Raw genomic sequence first — 18,791 nt, forward strand, 5'->3', positions numbered from 1 at the left:
GGACGGGGAGTGCCCACCGCGCCTCGCCCAAGGCGTCGCTCCCCTCATGCGTGGCCGCGGCGTCCAGCAGAGGGGCGACAGCTCGCTCAGGAGATGGCCTTCGCGGCGGAAGCGCAGATACAGGTAGCCGGTGACCGCCGACGTCCCGGCTCCCTCGCCGCCGGGCGACGCCGCCCCCAGCGCGGTGCCCTCGGTCGTGGCGGTGTGGGACGTCGCGGAGGAGGAACCGGGCATTGTGGAGGCGCCCCTGGCGGGACCGGCCGTGTGCGGCCTCGAGGGCGCGGAATGCACGGGGTTCGTCCCTGCGTCCGACACCCCAGAGCAGGGACTGTCGGTCGCTGTCATCGACCCCGCCACCGGCGCCCCGTCACACCTCACCTGGGCTTGGAGGTCATCTCATTCGGGGTTCTCGGTCATCCGGCCGTGTGTCGACGGTTGAACGGCTGGTACCGGACGAACTCGGCGCCCGGGGCGAGCTGGGCTGGTCCCGGTGCGTGACCAACTCGGTCAACACGCGCGCTCTCCATGGGGAACCTGACGGCTCCGACCCCTGTCGATCAAGGCAAGAAGGGGACGAAGATCCACCCGATCACCGAACGGACCGGTCTACCCCTGTCCATGACGATCTCCGGGGCCAACGCCCATGACGGCCAGGCCCTACAACCCCCTGGTACAAGGGATTCCTCCGATCCGCTCCCGCCGTGGACCCCGACGGCGCAAACCGGCCGCCCTGGGGACGGCCTCTCCGGGGACCGGCACCCCTCCTCACCGGGACGCGGCGGCCTCACGTTCAGCCAGGGTCCGGGCGGCCCGGCCCAGCATGCGTCCGTTGATCCGGATGGAAAGGGTGCGAGGCAGCAGACGGGACATCACCCTCATGCGACGGTCCGGCACGTGTGTGGGGCGGCCCCGCAGGAACGCGGCCAGCGCCTCCCTCACGGCGACCCGGACCGGGAGCGGCCGGATGGGCATCGAGGCGCGGTCGATGCCGTAGGCGTCCATGACCGGCGTGTCCACGTTCCCCGGCAGCAGAACCATGACGTCCACTCCGGCCGAGGCCAGTTCGTGGTGGAGGGCCTCTCCGAGGTTGAGCGCGTAGGCCTTGGAGGCGCTTTCGTGGGCCATGTTGGGCAACCCGTGCATCGCACCCAGTGCCGAGACGAGGACCATGCCGCCACGACCGCGGGCTGCGAACCGCCGACCGAAGGCGTGGGCCAGGTCCAGGTGCGCGGTGGCGTTGACGGTGTGCCGGCGGTGCAGGTCGGCCACGTCCTGGTCGAGGAACCGGCCGGGCATTCCGGCGCCGGCGTTCGAGATGAGCAGACCGACGTCGAGGTCGGCGGTCGCGTCGACGATGGTCGCGGCGGCGCCCGTGCGGCTGAGATCGACGGTGACGATCCGGCACTCGACGCCGTGGGCCTGAGTGAGTTCGGCGCCGAGCGCCTCCAGCCGGTCGGTGGATCGGGCGGCGAGGACCAGGTGCAGTCCGGCCTCGGCGAGTTGTTCGGCGAAGGCGCGGCCGATACCGGACGAAGCTCCGGTCACGACCGCCCAGGGACCATAGGACAAGATTTGAACCATGGTTTGGACTGTAATCTAAGTTCGAATCCAGGGCAAGCGGATAGGCTGTCCGCCGTGAAGAGACCACCTGACGACCTTGCGCAGCGCCTGCTCGACGTCAGCGAGCAGGTGTTGGGCGCCACCCCGCCGCCGCGACTGGAGGACATCGCCCACCAGGTCGGGGCGTCACGGGCCACGCTGTACTACTACTTCGCCGGTCGCGACGACCTGCTCGCCTTCCTTCTGACCGCACACACCCAGGACGGAGCCCAGGCGGTGCGCAAGGCGATCGACCCGGACGGTCCGCCTGAGCAACGGTTGCGGGAGATGGTGGCTGCTCTCGCCGGCTACCTGGCGCGCCGGCCGGGTGTCTGCGTGGGCCTGCTGGGCGCGCTCGGGGCGGCGGGTCGGATGACCGAGGTCCTGGAAGCCAATGACGAATGGATCGCCGGACCGCTCCGGGAGCTCCTCACGGAGTGCCGCGCCAGCGGCGCGGTCAGGGTCGTCGACGTCTCCGACGCCGCCAACGCCGTGCTCGGTGGGCTACTGCTCGCCGTTCTGGGGCGGGCGATGGCCGACACGGATCCGAGCGATCCGGGGTTTCTGGCGGAGCTCCGCGACCAGGTGCTCCACGGCGTCCTCGCTTAGCCATCCCCGCGTGCGCACCCCTCACCCACCCGGGCGGCGTCGCCGACCTGCTGGAGGCACGACGCGAAACAGGGCAGGAGGAGACAGCGAAGGTGCTGGAGCGCCGCGCCCTGGACACCTGATCCGCACCACCCCCCTGCGACCGTGAGCCCTCCATCACACCCGGAACGAAACAGACCGAGGCCCCCGTGACAGCAACCGACAGCACGAACGTTGATGCTCGGCGACTCCTCGCTCTCGCGACCCGTCACCTGGACGACGAGGACTCCCGTCGCCCCATCACGGAGATCCCGACTCTGGACGAGTCCACCTCACTCCCGTTCCGGCCGTTCGCATCCCTGGCGCTCGCCATGGCCGCGCATGTCCTCTCCGCGTGGGAGGTGAGGACGTTCCAGGTCGAGCGCGCCGATCCGCGCGAACGTATCCGGTACTTCACCGCTGTCGGCGACGATCCCCGACTGGTCTTCCGCGCGTGTACCCTCTTCGTTCCCGAACACGGTACGCAGCGCGTGGTCGAGTTGTGCGGACACTCCTTCTGCTCCAACAGGGCGCCCGCCGCGCCCGGGAGCCGTTGTGCCGATCACCTCGGCGACCCGGCGCCGGGGAACCTCCCCCTCCACGGCCGACGAACCGAGTATCCCTGGCTCGATCTGGCGGTAGAGGCGGCCAGGTACGGGCGCGCGGGTCTCACCGAGAAGACACTGGCCGTGCACGCGATCCGTGCGGGACTGTCCCCGGAGGAGGTTCGCCGCGCGCTCGACATGCCGACATGGACGCTGCACGCCTTGACCGACGGCCCCGCACCGATACCGGACGACGTCGAGGAATCCGACGATCCAGACCAATGGCCCCTCGTACTCACTCCCCTGCGCGACATCACCGCGGCCGACACCCGCCGTGTCTACGAGTACTCGGGCGGCGAGCCCACCGAGCCCGGCCCGGACACGCTGCTCGCCCGCGAGGGCGATCTCTACATCTACTTCCCCGTGCGCGAGAACGGCCCGCTCATGGTCATCGGTGAAGACGACTACGGCTTCACACTGGAGTGGTGGCAGATGCAGGAACATCTGCCGCAGCACAGACTGGCCCGCCGTGCCGACGACCGCAGACGGGAGATGTACGAGCCTCCGTGCGCCTGCGGCGAGTGCGTGCACTGAGAAGTGCGTGCCGTTCCGGCAGGGCACGTCCTGGCCGTACGGGCCGCGAGTCGATCCGGGCCTTCCAACGCCTGCAGGACTCCGTGCCGGGGACACGCGCGTGGCCCAGAGCCGCCCCATTCGGCACATCGCACGAACTCCGGGGGTGGGGTTTGCCGCGGTTGCGCAGCGACAGCGGCTGGTTTCTTGGCGAGGATGTGAGCTCGAACCAGGTGGGACGGAGTCAGGATCCGGCCCTCCGCCACGTCAGGAGCCACCCCCATGCTCAGAAGACGACTGTTCGTTCCGCTGACCGCGCTCGTTCTCGCGCTGTCCGGTCCGGTGGGCGCCGCCGCCGCTCCCGCGCCCGTCGACGCCGATCTCGGCACCGGGTCCGCCGGTGGATACGGGGACCCCGGCCCCTACGCCACGGCTGTGGACGTCGGTGCGGTCACCACCCTGTACTACCCGCGCGACATCGCCGACAGCGACCGGCGCCACCCCGTGATCGTCTGGGGCAACGGCACGTTCGCCTTCCCCGTGGTCTACCGGAACCTGCTGCTGCACTGGGCGAGCCACGGCTTCATCGTCGCCGCCGCCAACACCCCGCAGTCCAACCTCGGCGTCTCCATGCGGGCGGGCATCGACATGCTCGAACGCAGGAACGCCGACTCCCGCAGTGACTTCCACGGACGGGTCGACCTGGACAACATCGGCGCGTCGGGCCACTCGCAGGGCGGCGCGGCCTCGATCGTGGTCGGTGACGACCCGCGGGTGGACACCGTGCTGCCGATCCAGCCCGGGCCCCTGGCCGACATCGACGATGTGGACGACCCCGTGCTGCTCCTGGCGGGGCAGCGCGACAGTATCGTCCTCCCCTGGCTGGTCAAGGCCTTCTACTACGACGCCGACCACATCCCGGCGATCTACGGCGAGGTCCGCGGCGCCGACCACTTCACGGTGGTCGGTCATCCCGGGCCGTTCGCCGCGCCGACGACCGCGTGGTTCCGCCTGCACCTGATGGACGACCAGGCGGCCTACACGGAGTTCTTCGGCTCCGACTGCGGCATCTGCACCGACTCCGACACGTGGTCGGACGTTCGCCGCAACGACCTCGCGATCCGGTTCCCGGCCGTCGCACCGTAACCCCCTCCACATCCTGACCGATCCCGCTCCCGGCCCCGGTGACCGGGGGCGGTTCGCTGATCGTCCGTCGAAAGGACATTGATGCACACCATCGCGAGTACCCGGCAGGGCAGGATCCGGGGCCTGGTTCGGGACGGGGTGGCGGCCTATCTCGGCGTCCCCTACGCGGCACCGCCCTTCGGCGCCCGCCGGTTCCGCGCCCCGGCCCCCGCCGAACCCTGGGAGGGGGTGCGGGACGCGCTGGAGTTCGGACCGACCGCTCCCCAGCGCCCCTACCGGTCGCCGCTGGACCGGCTGATCCCCACGGTGGACGTCCCCGGGGACGGGTGCCTCAACCTCAACGTCTGGGCGCCCGACGGCGGTGACGCAGGGCGGCCGGTGATGGTGTGGATCCACGGGGGCTCGCTGCGCAACGGCTCGACGGCTCTGCCGCTCTATGACGGGTCGGCGTTCGCACGCGACGGTGTGGTGCTCGTGTCGGTCAACTACCGGCTCGGGGTCGAGGGCTTCGGGGTCTTCCCCGACGCCCCCGACAACCGCGGCCTGCTCGACCAGATCGCGGCGCTGAGATGGGTCCGCGACAACATCGCCTCCTTCGGAGGGGACCCGGCCAACGTCACCGTCTTCGGCGAGTCCGCCGGCGCCACCAGCATCGCGGCCCTGACCGCCAGCCCGCATGCGCGGGGGTCGTTCCGCCGGGCGATCATGCAGAGCGGGCCCCCGCACACCGTCTCGCGTGACGAGGGCGCCAGGGCGGTGCGGCTGATGGCGAAGGAGCTGGGGACGCCCGCCACGGCCGAGGCGTTCGCGGCGGTGGATCGCGAACGGCTGCTGGACGTCCAGGACACGGTCGTCGGCGGGGCCGACCCGATCGGCGGTGGGCCGGGCTTCCACATCGTGGTCGACGACGACGTGGTGCCGGTCGATCCGGTGCCCGCCGACGTCGATCTGCTGCTGGGCGCCAACCGGGAGGAGTACCGGCTGTGGTTCGTGCCGACCGGGACGGTCGAGCGGGTCAGCGGTCTCACCCTGCGATTGGCGCTGCTGAAGTTCCGGATCCCCAGGCGCGTGGCGCGGATGTACCGGACTGGTCGGCCGGGGGCCAGGCCGGGGGAGATCCTCGGTGAGATGGCCACGGACATGCTGCTGCGCGGACCCCTGAACCGGCTGGCGGACTCACGGCTGCCGAGCTCGCCTGCTTCGACCGCGTCACCCGTTCCCGCACCCTCGCCTCAGGCGCCCCGGACTCCCCGGACGTTCGTCTACGAGTTCGCGTGGCGCTCACCCGTGCTGAACCTCGGCGCCTGCCACGCGCTGGAGATCGGCTTCGTCTTCGACACCCTGCGCTCCAGCGAGGAGCTGACCGGTTCCGGCGCTCCCCAGGCGCTGGCCGACGCCATGCACCGGGCCTGGGTGTCCTTCGCCGCCTCGGGGGATCCCGGTTGGGCCGACTGGTCGGAACGGCGGCCGGTCATGGTCTTCGACGACCCGGACTCGTGTTTGGCCTTCGCACCACGGAATGAGGAGCTGCGCGTGTGGCTCTGAGACATGGCTGTCCGGTACAGGTGCGCGGGTGAACCACGTGGTACGAACGCCTCAGCGAAGTTCGCGGGCGGTGAGAGCCGCCTGGAGCAGGCGTGCCTCGGCGGGCACCGCGAGGTCCAACCCGGTCAGCGCGCTCACCCTCTGCAACCGGTAGTCGAGGGTGTTGCGGTGGATCGACAAGGCCAGGGCGCTCTGGCGGCGGTTGTGCCCGCGGTCGACGAACACCCGCAGGGTGTGGAGCAGGTAGGGGTGCGCCTCCAACGGGTCGAGCTTGGCGGCCAGCCGGACCAGAGCGTCGCCGGGTCGCGCGAGCTGGTACTCCAACAGCACGTCGTCGAGGCGGTAGAGCCCGGGTGGGCGCCCGAGCCGTTGGACCAGGTCGAGCACGCGACCCGCCTCCGCGGACGCCCGGGGGATGGCCGCCGGGTCGGTGGCCGGCGCGGCTGCGGCGAGCAGGGGCTCGCCCAGGTCGCGTGCGAGCGTGGCGATCAGGTCCGGCAGATCGGGTCGGCCAGGCAGCAGCGCGATCCCCGCGACAGGGTCCATCAGCACCGGGACGCCCGTGTGGGCGTCGAGTGAGGACTGCACCAGCCTGGTCGGCGGGTCCGCGGTGAAGGCGAACGCCACGACCTCGTGCTCCCCGGTCACCGCGACCCGTGCCGCCTCCGCCAGTGCCTCATACGGTCGGGCGTCCAGCAGGGCGGTGAGCAGGGCGCGGCGGACGCGCTTGTCCTCGCTGTTGACGTCCTCCTGTGCCTGTTGGTGGGCGAGCACGACAGCGGGCATGGCCGTGTGCAGGCAGGACAGCAGGTTCGCGCCCGCCTCGGCCAGCTCGCCGGGGTCCGCCGTGGCTGTCAGGGCCCGCCACCACTCCTGGGCGCCGACGAGATAGGCGGCGGTCACGGCCTCCAGGGGGACGCGTTCCTCCGCTCGCCGGGCCGACCATTCGATGAGCCGGGTCAGGTCGCCCGGCCGCACCTCGCCGCCTTCGCGCAGTGTGCGCAGCAGCAGCGCGTGAACGGCCGCGACCGACCGCGCCACCTCGCCTTCGAGTACCTGGCGCGGCAGGTCCCTGTAGTACGGCACCTCCGCCCCACAGCGCGCGATGACGGTCGCTGTGACGTCAGTGCTCAGCGCTGCCATACGGGTGTGCAGGTCGGACATCCGCACATCGTCACACCGCCCGAACACGGTCGTCAACGATGGCGACGCGCGTACGAACGGTCATGTCCCGTGGGGTGGTGTGACTCCGGTAGGAGGGATCTGGCCCGCAGGGCTGGAGCGACGGGGCGAACCATCGTGACAGCGAAACCCGAGCGTTGTGGCCCCAGTTCCCGCGCGGCCCACGCTTCCGCGGCCTGGCAGCCTGTGGCTCCGGGAACCGCACTGATCACGCCTCTGGAGTGCTCCGTTCAGAGCGGCCCCGTCACAGGACACCGTCTGGAGCCCGCCGCAGCACGCACCGGCCCCGGGCCCTCCAGGCCGGTGCACAGTGCCAGAAATTAGGCGTTCTGCACATCTTGTGGTGATACGTCACTACACATAGCATCAGGCCGACCCCACCGGGTCACCGAAGGATCAGCACCCTCACCCCCAAGGGAGACCCCCATGCTGAGACGCGTCCTCACACCCCTCCTGATCGCGCTGAGCGCGCTGACGCTGACGCTGGTGGGCGCCGCACCGGCCACCGCGGCACCCGCGGAGCAGTCCCAGCCGCTGCGCCAGACCGTCCTGTACTACGACGCCAGGCTGGCCGCGGAGTACACCTCCGCCGTCTCCTCGGCCGTGCGCGTGTGGAACTACAGCGTCACCAACGTTCGCCTGGAGCCGGCCCCCGCCGGACGGCGGGCCGAGATCCGCATCATCGCCGACAACGGCTGGCCCCGCGCCCACCTGGGCCCCGTGCGCCCGGGCGGGCGGGTCACCGTCTGGATGGGCCGCCAGGGCACCGCGGCGGGCTACGACGCCGTGCGCATCGCCGCGCACGAGCTCGGCCACAGCCTGGGCCTGCCCGACGTCAAGCCCGGCCCGTGCTCGTCGCTGATGTCGGGCTCGACCGGCGGCGTGAGCTGCACCAACCCCTACCCCAACGCCTCCGAGCGCTCGCGGGTCGAGGCCAACTACGGCCGCGGCCTGACCGGCCAGAGCGCCACCGACGGGCAGCTCCTGGTCGACCGCGTCTGATCAGGCGCACCGGCTCCGGACCCGACGGCCCTCGGCGGCGGCCCGCATTGGCGGGCCGCCGCCGGAGGCGTCGCGCCCCCGGCCCTCGCTCGCGAACGCGAGATCCACGTCACCCCCTTGCTCGGTGACGCGTCCGGTGGCACGCTCGTCACCCGATGGACCGGTGGCGCCGGGAGAACGCATGGCCGGGATCCGCCGAGGAGCTCCGCCGTCCTCGACCGGCGGTGCACGGGACCGGACGGTCTGGTCACCACGCTTGCACCATGAACCCACGACCATGGAGGTGGACACCGTGACACGCGTCGGCGTCATCGGGGTGGGCGAGATCGGCCGGGCCATCGTGGACGGGCTGTGCGACGGGGTCGAGGAACCGCCTGAGGTCTTCCTCTCCCCCCGAGGGGCGCGGACGGTCGCGGAGCTGTCCGAGCGCCACGGGGGCGTCCACGTGTGCGCGAGCAACCAGCAGGTGGTGGACCGCTCCGAGGTGGTCGTCATCGCCGTGCGCCCGCGGGACTGGTCGGAGGCGCTGGCCGACCTGCGGGTGGACGGCGACACGGTGGTGGTCAACGTGATGGCCGGCGTCAGCGACGACGACCTTCGCCGGACACTCGCCACCCGCGCCCCGTTGGTACGGGCCATCCCCCTGCCCGCCGTGCGCGAGCGCCGCTCCGTCACGGTGACCTGTCCGTCGCACCCGGTGGTGGACTCCCTCTTCGAGCGCCTGGGCGGGGCGCTCCCGGTGGCGGACGAGGCGGTCTTCAACGTCTTCTCCGCACTGACGGCGACGCTGACCAGCCACTACTGGTACCTCGCCACGCTCACGGAGTGGGCCGCCGCCCACGGCGTCGCCACCGACAACGCGGACCGCTACGTCCGCGGCCTGTTCCAGGGCGTCGGCCGCGCTCTGAGCGACGAGACCCGCTCCCTGCACCGGCTCGCGGCCGACCACGAGACCCCGAACGGCATCAACGAACGCGTCCGCACCACCTGGTTCGGCCCCGCCAACGCCGAGGCCCTGCGCCGGACCCTCGACGACCTCCTCACCGATCTGCGGTAGCCCGGGTCCTCCGCGTGCTCCCTCGCGCCGCCGTCGTCAGGCCCTCAGGCGAACTGGTCGCGCGTCCTCGGACCCGACCGCCACACGCGCGCCGCCTCGTCGATGAGCGTTTCCCCCCTCACCGCCTCGGCCCCGGCCACCGCGCCGAGGGTGACCAGGACCGCGTCCGTGTCCACCGCCTCCAGCAGGGCCGGTGCGTGCTCGTCGAGGTAGGTCCGCAGGGCCACACCGTCCTGGTGCTCGCCGAGCACCTCCTGGAGGGCGGACGCCCACGTCCGTACGCGTGCGGCTCGTTTGCCCAGCACGGGAGCGGCGAGCGTGGCGGCGTAGCGGGTGCGTTTGGCGGCCTTGCGCACCTCGTGCCAGGCGGTCAGTCGCGTGTCGGCGTCCTCGGCGGTCACCGCGCGGTCGTGTGCGGCGGACATCCGGCGACAGGCCCGTCCGAGGTCGCGGGCCAGGACGGGACCCGGCGTCCGGTCGGCCGCCCCGGTGAGCGGAGGGTCGGCGCGCAGGCGGTCCAGGGCCTCCAGCAGCGCGAAGTAGCGCGGACTCGACAGCTCCTCGGTGATCTGGCGCATCTCGGCGGCGCGGTGGTCGTCGATCGCGTGGAGCCAGACGTCGGTGAGCCGGTTCCCGGCGGCGTGGTCGGGGAGGTCGTCGATCCACCGCGCGCACCTCTCCCGGAGGACCTCCAGGTCCCGCGCCTGCCCCAGTACACGCGCCAGGCGGCGGAGTTCGTCCGCGACCGGCCGCGTGGACTTCCGGGCCAGGACGGAGGGGAACGTCTGGAGCACGGCGCGGATCCTGCGGGTGGCCACCCGCATCTGGTGCACGGCGTCGGGTTCGTCGAGACGGACCTTGGGGTCGTGTTCCAGCAGGTGCTCCACCTGGTCCCACAGGTAGACCAGGACGACGTCGCCCGCGGTCCCGCCCTCGGGGCGGGGCACGGGTCGCGCGACCCGGTCGCCGAGCAGGGTGAGGAGCTTGGTGCCGGTCGCGGAGGGGGTGGCCCCGGCCGAGGCCAGGCGTTGACCGATGTCGCGCTGCAGTTCGCGGCCGCCTTCGACGAGTTCGATCTCGATCTCCCGCCACGCGACGGTGGTGGTCGTCTCCCCGGTGACCGTGTCGTCGGCGACCAGGGCGAGGGGCTCGCCCCTGGTGTCGCGCAGCTCGTACTCGGTGCGCCGGGTGCCGATCCGGGCGACCGGGCGCAGCGGCTCGCCCCGGGCGGCCGAGGCCGCGAGCCGCGCCAGTTCGGACGGCACGGCCTCGGTGTCCTGACCCAGCGGAGCGTGGAACTCGCGTTTGGCGTCCGTGCCCCACGGGATCTTCAGGTGCCATCCGGCGTCCGTCCCGCCGGTGCGTCGGCGCAGCGTGATGCGGCGCGTGGCCAGGCGCAGGTCGTCGGTGTCGTAGTACGTGGCGTCCAGCTCGTGCGGCCGCTCCTCGATCCCGCCGGGCGCGAGGTCGGCCAGGTCCGGCAGTGGTGTGTGCCTGTCGACGGAGTAGGTGGTCTCGATCTCGATGTGGTCGGGCACCGGTGGTACACCTCCGGCGTCGCGTCCCGCACCCGCACGGACGGGGGCGAGTGGTGGAGCCCTGTGCCTACCATCTACCCGCGCGACGCCACGGGAAAGGCGTCGCGACGGGTTTCGCCCCGACCGACCGGGGTCAGGCCGGCGCGTAGGTGAGGCAGTCCACCTGGTTCTCGACGTAGCCCACGTTGATGCCCGGGGCCTGGCATTCGAGGTGGACGTTGTGCTCGCAGTCGGACATCTTGCAGGCGCCGACGTGGCCGGTCTGGACGGGATCGCCTCCCGCGGTCTCGCTCCCGAAGAAGGTGTCGCAGTGGGCACGGGGCTCGTCTCCCACGGTGATGGCGAGAGCGTGGCAGGAGTGGTCGGTGTTGTACGCGCAGGCATGCGCCTCGCACGAGTTCACCAGCGGCATGTTCACAGTGATCCCTCCAGGACATCGGCGACGCTGCAGAGCCTCGCACGCCAGACTCCCCACATCCAGAACATCACCCCGTGTCACGAGAGTTCGTGGTCCGCTTCCGTGCGACGTCGGAAGCGGCCCACGACGCTCGGCCGTCAGACGGCGGGGCGGGCGACGGCGGGAGCCCGCGTGCCCGGGTCGGATTCCCGTACGGACCTGACCAACAGCCACACGATGAACGACACCTCCGCGATCGCCGGAGGGGTCATGACGAACGGCGAGATGCTCGCGCCGAGATCGGGGGCGAGGAAGCGCGCGAACACGTCGGTGAGGTGGCCGATGCATCCGATGATCAACAGGACGCCCAGCACCCTGGGGAAGTAGCCCGACCTGATGACCAGGTAGCCCAGCGGCAGCAGCCACAGGCCGAAGTACGTCTGGGCGATGAGGTACCCGTCGTGGCGCATGTCGACGAACAGCGTCGCCAGCTGGTCGGAGCCCGTCGGGCCGAAGGCGAAGTCCTCGCCGGTGGCGATGGCCAGCGCCGTCTGCTGGTTGAGCAGGTTCAGGCTCTGGATCGCGACGCTGACGGCGACGAACGTGACCATCGCGGCCGCGGCCATCGGGTGGACGTGCCTGAGCAGCAGGTACAGCGCCATGGCCGTCATGAGGAACGCCGTGGCCCCGACCATCTCGCTGACGAGGCCGACGCGGTACAGCGTGGCCGAGGCGGCGATGGCGTCGGCTGTCGCCCCCGCCTCGCCCGACTCGGCGACGCGCGTGTTCACCACCCCGGCGAAGATGGTGAACACGGCGACCAGCAGGTACAGGAACCCCGCGACCCTCGCGAGCTTCTTCGGTTCCCTCACGGTGTGGTCCTTCCTCGGTTCAGGACGTCGATCGGCCGCGTCCGGCCGCGGCGGGAACGCGCGGCGCGTTCGTGTCACACGGGGGGATCGGGCGCCCCGGATCCTCACGCCGTGCCACCGGCGTGGGCGAGGGCCGACGGGGTCAGCCGACCGACGATGGCCGGGGCCTCGCGGACGAGGGCGTCGTCGTCCACCGCCTCGACCATGAACCGGGCGTAGTCCACGCGCCGGGTCAGGTTGCTCGCGAGGACGGGGTCGCCCACGTGCCGGCTCCACACCGGCAGGCCCTGGCTCTCGCCCTCCTCCAGGTCGCTGCCCCGCACGACCGTCCAGCTGGTGTCGCTGGCGAAGATCCGCCGGCACGCCTCCACCTGGTCGTCCACGTCGACGACACGCGCCAGCTTGGCCAGCCGCCCGAACACGGCCGCGTACAGCCTGAACCTCCGGCTGTACACGTCCTTCCCGTCGCGCGTGATGTGCCAGCCGCAGGAGAACACCAGCCGGGCGCCCGGACGCGCGTGGTCGAGCACGGCCTGGGCCGTACCGGTGGCGTAGTGGTTCACCCCCCACGGCACCAGCACCGTGAGCACGGCGTCGCACCCGTCCACCGCCCGCGCGATGACCGCGCGGTCGTCGGTCATCCCGGGGATCACGGTGATCCGCCCCTCGAACCCGGCGAGCTTGTCCACGCTCCGCTCCCGGCACACACCGACGACCTCGTATCCGAGGTCCAGGGCGTGCCGCACCATGTGGCGCCCGAGTTTGCCCGACGCGCCGACGACGCACACCCTCCTGCCCGCTCCCGGCTTCCCGACGCCGTCCACACCGGTCGGTTCCATGACCCTCTCCTCCGCTCAGCGCTTCCCTCTTACGGTGTAAGGTACAGCCTTGCAGTGTAAGGTTGTCAAGCATCCAGGTAGCCCGACAGGAGGACCCCCGTGACCACGGAGCCGACCGACCCGCCTCGCCGCGACCCGCTGAGCAAGGAGACGGTGCTCCGCACGGCGGTCGAACTGGCGGACGAGACCGGCGCCGGCGCGCCGAGCATGCGCGGCCTCGCCAGGCGGCTCGGCGTCGAGGCCATGTCGCTGTACCACCACTTCCGCAACAAGGAGGCGATCCTCGACGGCATGGTCGACCTCGTCTTCGGCGAGATCGAACTGCCCTCGGACGACGTCGACTGGCCGACGGCGATGCGGCGTCGGGCGGTCTCGATGCGCGACGCGCTGACCCGGCACCCGTGGGCGGTCAGCCTGATGGACTCACGGACCAGCCCCGGCCCGGCGACCCTGCGCCACCACGACGCGGTCATCGGCTGCCTGCGGGCGGGAGGCTTCTCGATCGCCGGGGCGGCGCACGCGCTGTCGGTGCTGGACGGCTACGTCTACGGGTTCACGCTCCAGGAGCTCAGCCTGCCCTTCACGTCATCGGCCGACCTGGAGGACGTGGCGGGCTCCATCCTGGAACGGATCCCCGGTGACGACTTCCCGCACCTCACCGAGATGATCGCCGACCGCGCCCTCAGCCCCGGTTACGCGTACGCCGAGGAGTTCGACATCGGACTCGATCTGATCCTCGACGGACTCGAACGACGCCGCGCGACCTGGCGGTAGCCGCGCGAACCCACCCGACCCCCGTGTCGTGCACCGGCTGAGCGTGGCGCGGCGACGAGGATGACTGCGACGCCGCCGCCGTGAAACGGAGACGCCGCATGACGGTCGCCCACGCCCTGCTCGCCTCCACCCTCGCCGCCACGGTCCTGGTGACCGTGGTGAACACCGCCCCCGCGACCGCCGACACATCGATCGCGTACCGGCTCAACACCTTCGAGCGCGCGACCGCGGGCCGCCCCTACCCCCTGTCGGAATGGGCGAAGGACGGGTGGCACGCCCCTCGCGGCCGGGGCATGGACGAGCGCACCCTGGTCGACGACGACGTCGCCCACTCGGGGCGGCACTCGCTGCGCGTGTCCTATCCCGCGGGGAGGATCGGCCCGCGGGACTCCGGCGCGCAGGCGCCGTTCAGGCTCGCCCCCGCACGCGAGTACCACGTGTCGTTCTGGGTGCGGTTCAGCGAGGACTTCAGCTGGGGGACCACCTCGTTCGGCGGAAAACTGGGCCTGGGTCTGGCGGGGGGCGCCGGGTGTTCCGGCGGCAGGGTGTGCGACGGCGAGAACGGCTTCAGCTCCCGCATGATCTGGCGCCGCGACGGCCTGGCGGCCGTGTACTACTACCACATGGACAAGGAGGGACGCTTCGGCGACCAGGCGTTCCTGCGCGTGGACGACGCCGACGTCCACTACCCCCGGGGTGAGTGGGTGAACATCGTGCAGCGGCTCAGGGTCAACACCGTGACCGACGGCCGGGCCAACCCCGACGGCGAGATCGAGGTCCTCTACAACGGCGCGCCCGCCGCCGAGGTCACCGGCCTGCGCCTGGTCTCCAACGACGACCTGGTGGACAAGGCCTACTTCTCGTCCTTCTTCGGCGGTTCCACCGAGGGGTTCGCTCCGGCCGACGACAGCCACATCTGGTACGACGACCTGAGGGTGTCGGCCCTCCCCGGGGACCTCTGCGAGATCGGCGGCTGCGTGTGACCGCCCCCGGTCCCGCCGACCCGCACGGTCACGGCGCCAGCCCCGGCTGGGCGGTCACGCGCCCCTCCGTCCGGAAGAGCCGGCACACCGCGTCCCGTACGGCCGAACCCCTGACCCGGTCCACGAAGGAGTCCGGCGTGGGGCCGCACAGGCCGCGGAGTGCGGCCGATTCCGCCAGCAGGGCCCGGATGAGCGTCGGCTGATCGGTCAGCCGACGCGGCCGTCCCTCGCCGTCCACCAGACAGCCGTGTCCGCTGACGTAGACCGAGCAGGGCGGGAGCCGCACACCGGATTCGAGCGTGACCGGGTGGCGGTCCACCGGCAGGAGCCGTCGCCGGTAGTGGGGTTCCGTGGCGTCGAGCGCGTCGAGTTCCGCATCGTCCAGCCACAGGACGAACAGGCGGCCGGTCGGCCCGGAAACCTCGACGGGAGCCGCGGGAACGTAGCCCCGCCGGTTCACGTGCGCGGACACGCCCGGAGCGATGCCGTCCACGTCGGCCGACGTCATCGGGATGACCGGCCTGACGTGCCGGGTGAGCAACTTGCGGCGCAGCTGACCGGGCGCGGCGTTCGAACCCACCGCCACCACGGGGTGTCGGTCCGCCAGGCCGGCCCGGCCCAGCCGTGACAGGACGCCCGCCAGCGTCATGCGCTCGCCGGCGAACTCCGCGGACCACACGTCCGCCGACCGGCCCCGGCGAGGCCGCAGCGGGAGGTAGGCGTCGCCCAGGAACACACCCGACGTGTCGGGGATCCGGCCCGGGTAGGCCAGGGGCCGTGTCATCGGGTCATCGCGGAACAGGTCCACGGCCGCACCTCCGTCTCCCGCCGCGCCGCGGTCCGAGCGGAGTCACGGATGGCTCAGCTGCTCCCGCGGGTCACGGGCCCCGACCGTGTGTCGCGGGGGTCGCGCGGGCACATGTCACTGTAGACGACCAGCGGATCCGCGCCGGGCTCGAACAGCTCCGGCAGCCGCACCGCGGTCGCAGAGCCGTCGGGCCCCTCCCCCGGGAAGACGTCGTCCTCCAGGACCGGTCCCCCACGGGGCTCCGTGTCGCGGTATCGCGCCGCCGACCGCCCGGGCGGGGAACAGGGGGCACAGGTGAGGTGGAACGCCACCCAGGAGGACCTGGTGCGCGCCGCGCGTGTGGAGGGTGTGCACGACGAGCGGGTGCTCGCCGCGTTCCGCGAGGTCCCGCGCGGCCGGTTCGTTCCGCGCGCCCACCGGTCGGTGGCCTACGAGGACCGGCCGCTCCCCATCGGGCACGGCCAGGTGACGACGCAGCCGTCCCTGTCCGGGACGATGCTCCAGGCCCTGCGGTTGACCGGGGACGAGCGCGTGCTGGAGGTCGGGACGGGCTACGGCTTCCAGACCGCCCTGTTGGCCCGGCTCGCGGCGCGGGTGGTGAGCGTCGACCTGTGGCCCGACCTGGTCGAGCGGGTCCGAAGGACGCTCGACGCCATGGGGGTGGCCAACGTCGTGCTGCGCGTCGGCGACGGGACGCTCGGGGCGCCCGACGAGGCGCCCTTCGACGCGGTCCTGGTCTCGGCCGCCCACCCGAGCGTGCCCCCGCCGCTCATCGACCAGCTGGCGGTGGGCGGGCGTCTGGTCCAGCCGATCGGTACGGGAGGCGACGAGGACGTGGTGCTGTTCGAGCGCACCGCCGAGGGGCTGCGGGAGCGCGCCTCGATGACGCGTGCCCGTTTCGTCCGCCTGCACGGCGAGCACGGCTACCCCCTGCCGGAGGACTGGGAGGACCGCTGACGTCCCGGTCGCGCCGGAGACGCTGGACGGGACGCCCCGCGAACGCCGGAAGCCGGCTCGGCCGTGAGGGCCGAGCCGGCTCCGGGTTCGGGTGTCACGCACCCGGGGAGCGGATCAGACGAGGTCGAACCGGTCCGCGTTCATCACCTTGGTCCACGCCGCGACGAAGTCCGCGACGAACTTCTCCTTCGCGTCGTCGGAGGCGTACACCTCGGCGAGGGCGCGCAGCTCGGAGTTGGAGCCGAACACCAGGTCGACACGGCTGCCGGTCCACCTGACCGCGCCGGATTCGTCCTTGGCCTCGAACGTCCGCGACGTCTCGGAGGTCTCGCCGGTCGGGGCCCACGTGGTGCCCAGGTCGAGCAGGTTGACGAAGAAGTCGTTCGTCAGCGTGCCCGGCTGGTCGGTGAGGACGCCCAGGTCGGAGTTGTCGTGGTTGGCGCCCAGCACGCGCAGGCCGCCCACCAGGACCGTCATCTCGGGCGCGCTCACGCCGAGCAGGTTCGCCTTGTCCAGGAGCAGGTACTCGGCGGGGAGGCGGTTGCCCTCGCCGTAGTAGTTGCGGAAGCCGTCGGCGACCGGCTCGAGGTAGGCGAACGACTCGGTGTCCGTGTGCTCGGCCGTGGCGTCCACGCGGCCCGGGGTGAAGGGCACGACGACGTCGTGACCGGCGGCCTTGGCGGCCTGCTCGACACCGACACCGCCGGCGAGCACGATCAGGTCGGCGAGGGAGACCTTCGTGTCGGAGGAGGCGTTGAACTCCTTGACGATCTCCTCGAGCGCGCCGAGCACCTCACGCAGCTCGGTCGGGTTGTTGACCTTCCAGTCGACCTGCGGCTCCAGGCGGACGCGCGCGCCGTTGGCGCCGCCGCGCTTGTCGCTGTCGCGGTAGGTCGACGCCGAGGCCCACGCCGTGGACACCAGCTGCCCGACGGACAGGCCGGACTCGGCGACCTTCGCCTTCAGCGCGGCGATCTCCGCCTCGCCGATGACCTCGCCCTCCCACGCGGGGAGCGGGTCCTGCCAGATCAGCGTCTCCTCCGGGACCTCCGGGCCGAGGTAGCGCACCTTCGGACCCATGTCGCGGTGGGTCAGCTTGAACCACGCGCGCGCGAACGCGTCCGCGAACTCCTCGGGGTTCTCGTGGAAGCGGCGCGAGATCCGCTCGTAGACCGGGTCGAAACGCAGCGACAGGTCCGTGGTGAGCATGGTCGGCTTGTGCTTCTTGGACGCGTCGTGGGCGTCGGGGATGATCTCCTCGGCGTCCTTGGCGATCCACTGCTTCGCGCCGGCCGGGCTCTCCGTGAGCTCGTACTCGAACTCGAAGAGGTTCTTGAAGAAGCCCTGGCTCCACTGCGCGGGCGTGGTGGTCCAGGTGACCTCCAGGCCCGAGGTGATCGTGTCGCCGCCCTTGCCGGTGCCGTGGTTGTTCTTCCAGCCCAGGCCCTGCATCTCCAGGCCGGCGGCCTCGGGGTCGGCCTCCAGGTTGCTGTCCGGAGCGGCGCCGTGGGTCTTGCCGAAGGTGTGGCCGCCGGCGATGAGGGCGACGGTCTCCTCGTCGTTCATCCCCATGCGGCCGAAGGTCTCGCGGATGTCGCGCGCGGCGGCGATCGGGTCCGGGTTGCCGTTCGGGCCCTCCGGGTTGACGTAGATGAGCCCCATCTGGACGGCGGCCAGCGGCTTCTCCAGATCACGGTCGCCCGTGTAGCGCTGGTCGTCGAGCCAGGTGGTCTCGGGGCCCCAGTAGACGTCCTCGTCGGGCTCCCAGACGTCCGCGCGGCCGCCGCCGAAGCCGAAGGTCTCGAAGCCCATCGACTCGAGCGCGACGTTGCCGGCGAGGATCATGAGGTCGGCCCAGGAGATGTTCTGGCCGTACTTCTTCTTGACCGGCCAGAGCAGGCGGCGGGCCTTGTCCAGGTTGACGTTGTCCGGCCAGCTGTTCAGCGGCGCGAAGCGCTGCTGGCCGGCGCTGCCGCCGCCGCGGCCGTCGTGCGAGCGGTAGGTGCCGGCGCTGTGCCAGGCCATGCGGATGATGAGCGGGCCGTAGTGCCCGAAGTCGGCCGGCCACCAGTCCTGGGAGGTGGTCAGGACCTCGGCGATGTCCGCCTTCACGGCGTCCAGGTCGAGGGCCTCGAACGCGGCGGCGTAGTCGAACTCCGCACCGAGCGGGTTCGCCACGGCCGGGTTCTTGGCCAGGATCTTCAGGTTGAGCTGGTTCGGCCACCAGCCCCGGTTGCCGCCGCCCTGCGTGGGGTGCGGGGCGCGGTCGTGGGCGACGGGGCAGCCGCCCGTTTTGGCCGCTTCGTGACTTTCAGACATGGAGATCCTTCCGCCTAAGGGAGAGAGG

At 71.7% G+C, this 18,791-nt stretch carries 17 protein-coding genes and 1 pseudogene; 10 read left to right on the forward strand and 8 right to left on the reverse strand.

Going from position 1 to position 18,791, the window contains the following annotated elements; genetic code table 11:
• Window positions 1-422: 422 nt before the first annotated feature.
• Window positions 423-727, forward strand: a pseudogene (locus AB0I72_RS17670) (IS5/IS1182 family transposase); the annotation flags it as partial.
• Window positions 728-765: 38 nt separating this feature from the next.
• On the opposite strand, the gene AB0I72_RS17675 reads toward AB0I72_RS17670, so the two are convergent.
• The gene (locus AB0I72_RS17675; protein WP_358569375.1) at window positions 766-1,581 is read right to left on the reverse strand and encodes an SDR family NAD(P)-dependent oxidoreductase; all 816 of its coding nucleotides are present in this window, start codon (window positions 1,579-1,581) and stop codon (window positions 766-768) included.
• A gap of 54 nt (window positions 1,582-1,635) precedes the next feature.
• Here AB0I72_RS17675 and AB0I72_RS17680 point away from each other — a divergent pair, with 54 nt between their 5' ends.
• From AB0I72_RS17680 to AB0I72_RS17695, 4 genes are all read left to right on the forward strand, one after another.
• Window positions 1,636-2,208, forward strand: a complete 573-nt coding sequence (locus AB0I72_RS17680) for a TetR/AcrR family transcriptional regulator (protein ID WP_358569378.1) — start codon at window positions 1,636-1,638, stop codon at window positions 2,206-2,208.
• 188 nt (window positions 2,209-2,396) lie between these two features.
• A complete protein-coding gene (locus AB0I72_RS17685; RefSeq protein ID WP_358569381.1) occupies window positions 2,397-3,365 on the forward strand; it encodes a hypothetical protein in 969 nt (322 codons plus the stop codon).
• Between the two features lie 261 nt (window positions 3,366-3,626).
• Complete coding sequence (locus tag AB0I72_RS17690; RefSeq protein ID WP_358569384.1) at window positions 3,627-4,490, forward strand: acetylxylan esterase; 864 nt, start codon at window positions 3,627-3,629, stop codon at window positions 4,488-4,490.
• Window positions 4,491-4,571: 81 nt separating this feature from the next.
• Window positions 4,572-6,035 carry a carboxylesterase family protein gene (locus AB0I72_RS17695; protein ID WP_358569387.1) on the forward strand — a complete coding sequence of 488 codons (1,464 nt, stop codon included), beginning with the start codon at window positions 4,572-4,574 and terminating at the stop codon, window positions 6,033-6,035.
• Window positions 6,036-6,086: 51 nt separating this feature from the next.
• Here the strand turns inward: AB0I72_RS17695 and AB0I72_RS17700 are convergent, their stop codons facing one another.
• Window positions 6,087-7,199: a helix-turn-helix domain-containing protein gene (locus AB0I72_RS17700; RefSeq protein ID WP_358569390.1), complete on the reverse strand. Its 1,113-nt coding sequence runs from the start codon at window positions 7,197-7,199 to the stop codon at window positions 6,087-6,089.
• A gap of 444 nt (window positions 7,200-7,643) precedes the next feature.
• On the opposite strand from AB0I72_RS17700, the gene AB0I72_RS17705 reads away from it, so the two are divergent.
• Complete coding sequence (locus AB0I72_RS17705) at window positions 7,644-8,219, forward strand: snapalysin family zinc-dependent metalloprotease (protein ID WP_358569393.1); 576 nt, start codon at window positions 7,644-7,646, stop codon at window positions 8,217-8,219.
• A gap of 292 nt (window positions 8,220-8,511) precedes the next feature.
• The gene (locus tag AB0I72_RS17710) at window positions 8,512-9,276 is read left to right on the forward strand and encodes an NAD(P)-binding domain-containing protein (RefSeq protein WP_358569396.1); all 765 of its coding nucleotides are present in this window, start codon (window positions 8,512-8,514) and stop codon (window positions 9,274-9,276) included.
• Between the two features lie 44 nt (window positions 9,277-9,320).
• Here AB0I72_RS17710 and AB0I72_RS17715 read toward each other — a convergent pair whose 3' ends face one another.
• The 4 genes from AB0I72_RS17715 to AB0I72_RS17730 form a co-directional block, all read right to left on the reverse strand.
• Window positions 9,321-10,814: a CYTH and CHAD domain-containing protein gene (locus tag AB0I72_RS17715; RefSeq protein WP_358569399.1), complete on the reverse strand. Its 1,494-nt coding sequence runs from the start codon at window positions 10,812-10,814 to the stop codon at window positions 9,321-9,323.
• A gap of 133 nt (window positions 10,815-10,947) precedes the next feature.
• Window positions 10,948-11,226: a DUF1540 domain-containing protein gene (locus tag AB0I72_RS17720; protein WP_358569402.1), complete on the reverse strand. Its 279-nt coding sequence runs from the start codon at window positions 11,224-11,226 to the stop codon at window positions 10,948-10,950.
• A gap of 143 nt (window positions 11,227-11,369) precedes the next feature.
• Window positions 11,370-12,083 (reverse strand): DUF4386 domain-containing protein, encoded by a 714-nt coding sequence (locus tag AB0I72_RS17725; protein ID WP_358569404.1) that lies wholly within the window; start codon window positions 12,081-12,083, stop codon window positions 11,370-11,372.
• A 104-nt stretch (window positions 12,084-12,187) separates the two neighbouring features.
• Complete coding sequence (locus tag AB0I72_RS17730) at window positions 12,188-12,922, reverse strand: NAD(P)H-binding protein (protein ID WP_358569406.1); 735 nt, start codon at window positions 12,920-12,922, stop codon at window positions 12,188-12,190.
• A 99-nt stretch (window positions 12,923-13,021) separates the two neighbouring features.
• On the opposite strand from AB0I72_RS17730, the gene AB0I72_RS17735 reads away from it, so the two are divergent.
• Together AB0I72_RS17735 and AB0I72_RS17740 are read left to right on the forward strand one after the other, a co-directional pair.
• Window positions 13,022-13,696 carry a TetR/AcrR family transcriptional regulator gene (locus AB0I72_RS17735; RefSeq protein WP_358569409.1) on the forward strand — a complete coding sequence of 225 codons (675 nt, stop codon included), beginning with the start codon at window positions 13,022-13,024 and terminating at the stop codon, window positions 13,694-13,696.
• A 98-nt stretch (window positions 13,697-13,794) separates the two neighbouring features.
• Entirely contained in the window at window positions 13,795-14,679 is an 885-nt protein-coding gene (locus AB0I72_RS17740) for a polysaccharide lyase (RefSeq protein ID WP_358569412.1), read from the forward strand.
• 28 nt (window positions 14,680-14,707) lie between these two features.
• On the opposite strand, the gene AB0I72_RS17745 is transcribed toward AB0I72_RS17740, so the two are convergent.
• Entirely contained in the window at window positions 14,708-15,487 is a 780-nt protein-coding gene (locus tag AB0I72_RS17745; protein ID WP_358569415.1) for a hypothetical protein, read from the reverse strand.
• A 294-nt stretch (window positions 15,488-15,781) separates the two neighbouring features.
• On the opposite strand from AB0I72_RS17745, the gene AB0I72_RS17750 reads away from it, so the two are divergent.
• Window positions 15,782-16,444 (forward strand): protein-L-isoaspartate(D-aspartate) O-methyltransferase, encoded by a 663-nt coding sequence (locus AB0I72_RS17750; protein WP_358569418.1) that lies wholly within the window; start codon window positions 15,782-15,784, stop codon window positions 16,442-16,444.
• A 114-nt stretch (window positions 16,445-16,558) separates the two neighbouring features.
• On the opposite strand, the gene katG is transcribed toward AB0I72_RS17750, so the two are convergent.
• Window positions 16,559-18,763 (reverse strand): catalase/peroxidase HPI, encoded by a 2,205-nt coding sequence (gene katG / locus AB0I72_RS17755; protein ID WP_358569421.1) that lies wholly within the window; start codon window positions 18,761-18,763, stop codon window positions 16,559-16,561.
• Between the last annotated feature and the right edge of the window lie 28 nt (window positions 18,764-18,791).

Origin of the sequence: Nocardiopsis sp. NPDC049922 (assembly GCF_040660275.1) — a bacterium.
GTDB lineage: Bacteria > Actinomycetota > Actinomycetes > Streptosporangiales > Streptosporangiaceae > Nocardiopsis.

Coding starts and splice junctions, on each gene's coding strand:
- AB0I72_RS17675 (WP_358569375.1), bottom strand. CDS start 1,581: ATGGTTCAAATCTTGTCCTATGGTCCCTGGGCGGTCGTGACCGGAGCT.
- AB0I72_RS17690 (WP_358569384.1), top strand. CDS start 3,627: ATGCTCAGAAGACGACTGTTCGTTCCGCTGACCGCGCTCGTTCTCGCG.
- AB0I72_RS17695 (WP_358569387.1), top strand. CDS start 4,572: ATGCACACCATCGCGAGTACCCGGCAGGGCAGGATCCGGGGCCTGGTT.
- AB0I72_RS17700 (WP_358569390.1), bottom strand. CDS start 7,199: ATGTCCGACCTGCACACCCGTATGGCAGCGCTGAGCACTGACGTCACA.
- AB0I72_RS17705 (WP_358569393.1), top strand. CDS start 7,644: ATGCTGAGACGCGTCCTCACACCCCTCCTGATCGCGCTGAGCGCGCTG.
- AB0I72_RS17720 (WP_358569402.1), bottom strand. CDS start 11,226: ATGCCGCTGGTGAACTCGTGCGAGGCGCATGCCTGCGCGTACAACACC.
- AB0I72_RS17730 (WP_358569406.1), bottom strand. CDS start 12,922: ATGGAACCGACCGGTGTGGACGGCGTCGGGAAGCCGGGAGCGGGCAGG.
- AB0I72_RS17740 (WP_358569412.1), top strand. CDS start 13,795: ATGACGGTCGCCCACGCCCTGCTCGCCTCCACCCTCGCCGCCACGGTC.
- katG (WP_358569421.1), bottom strand. CDS start 18,763: ATGTCTGAAAGTCACGAAGCGGCCAAAACGGGCGGCTGCCCCGTCGCC.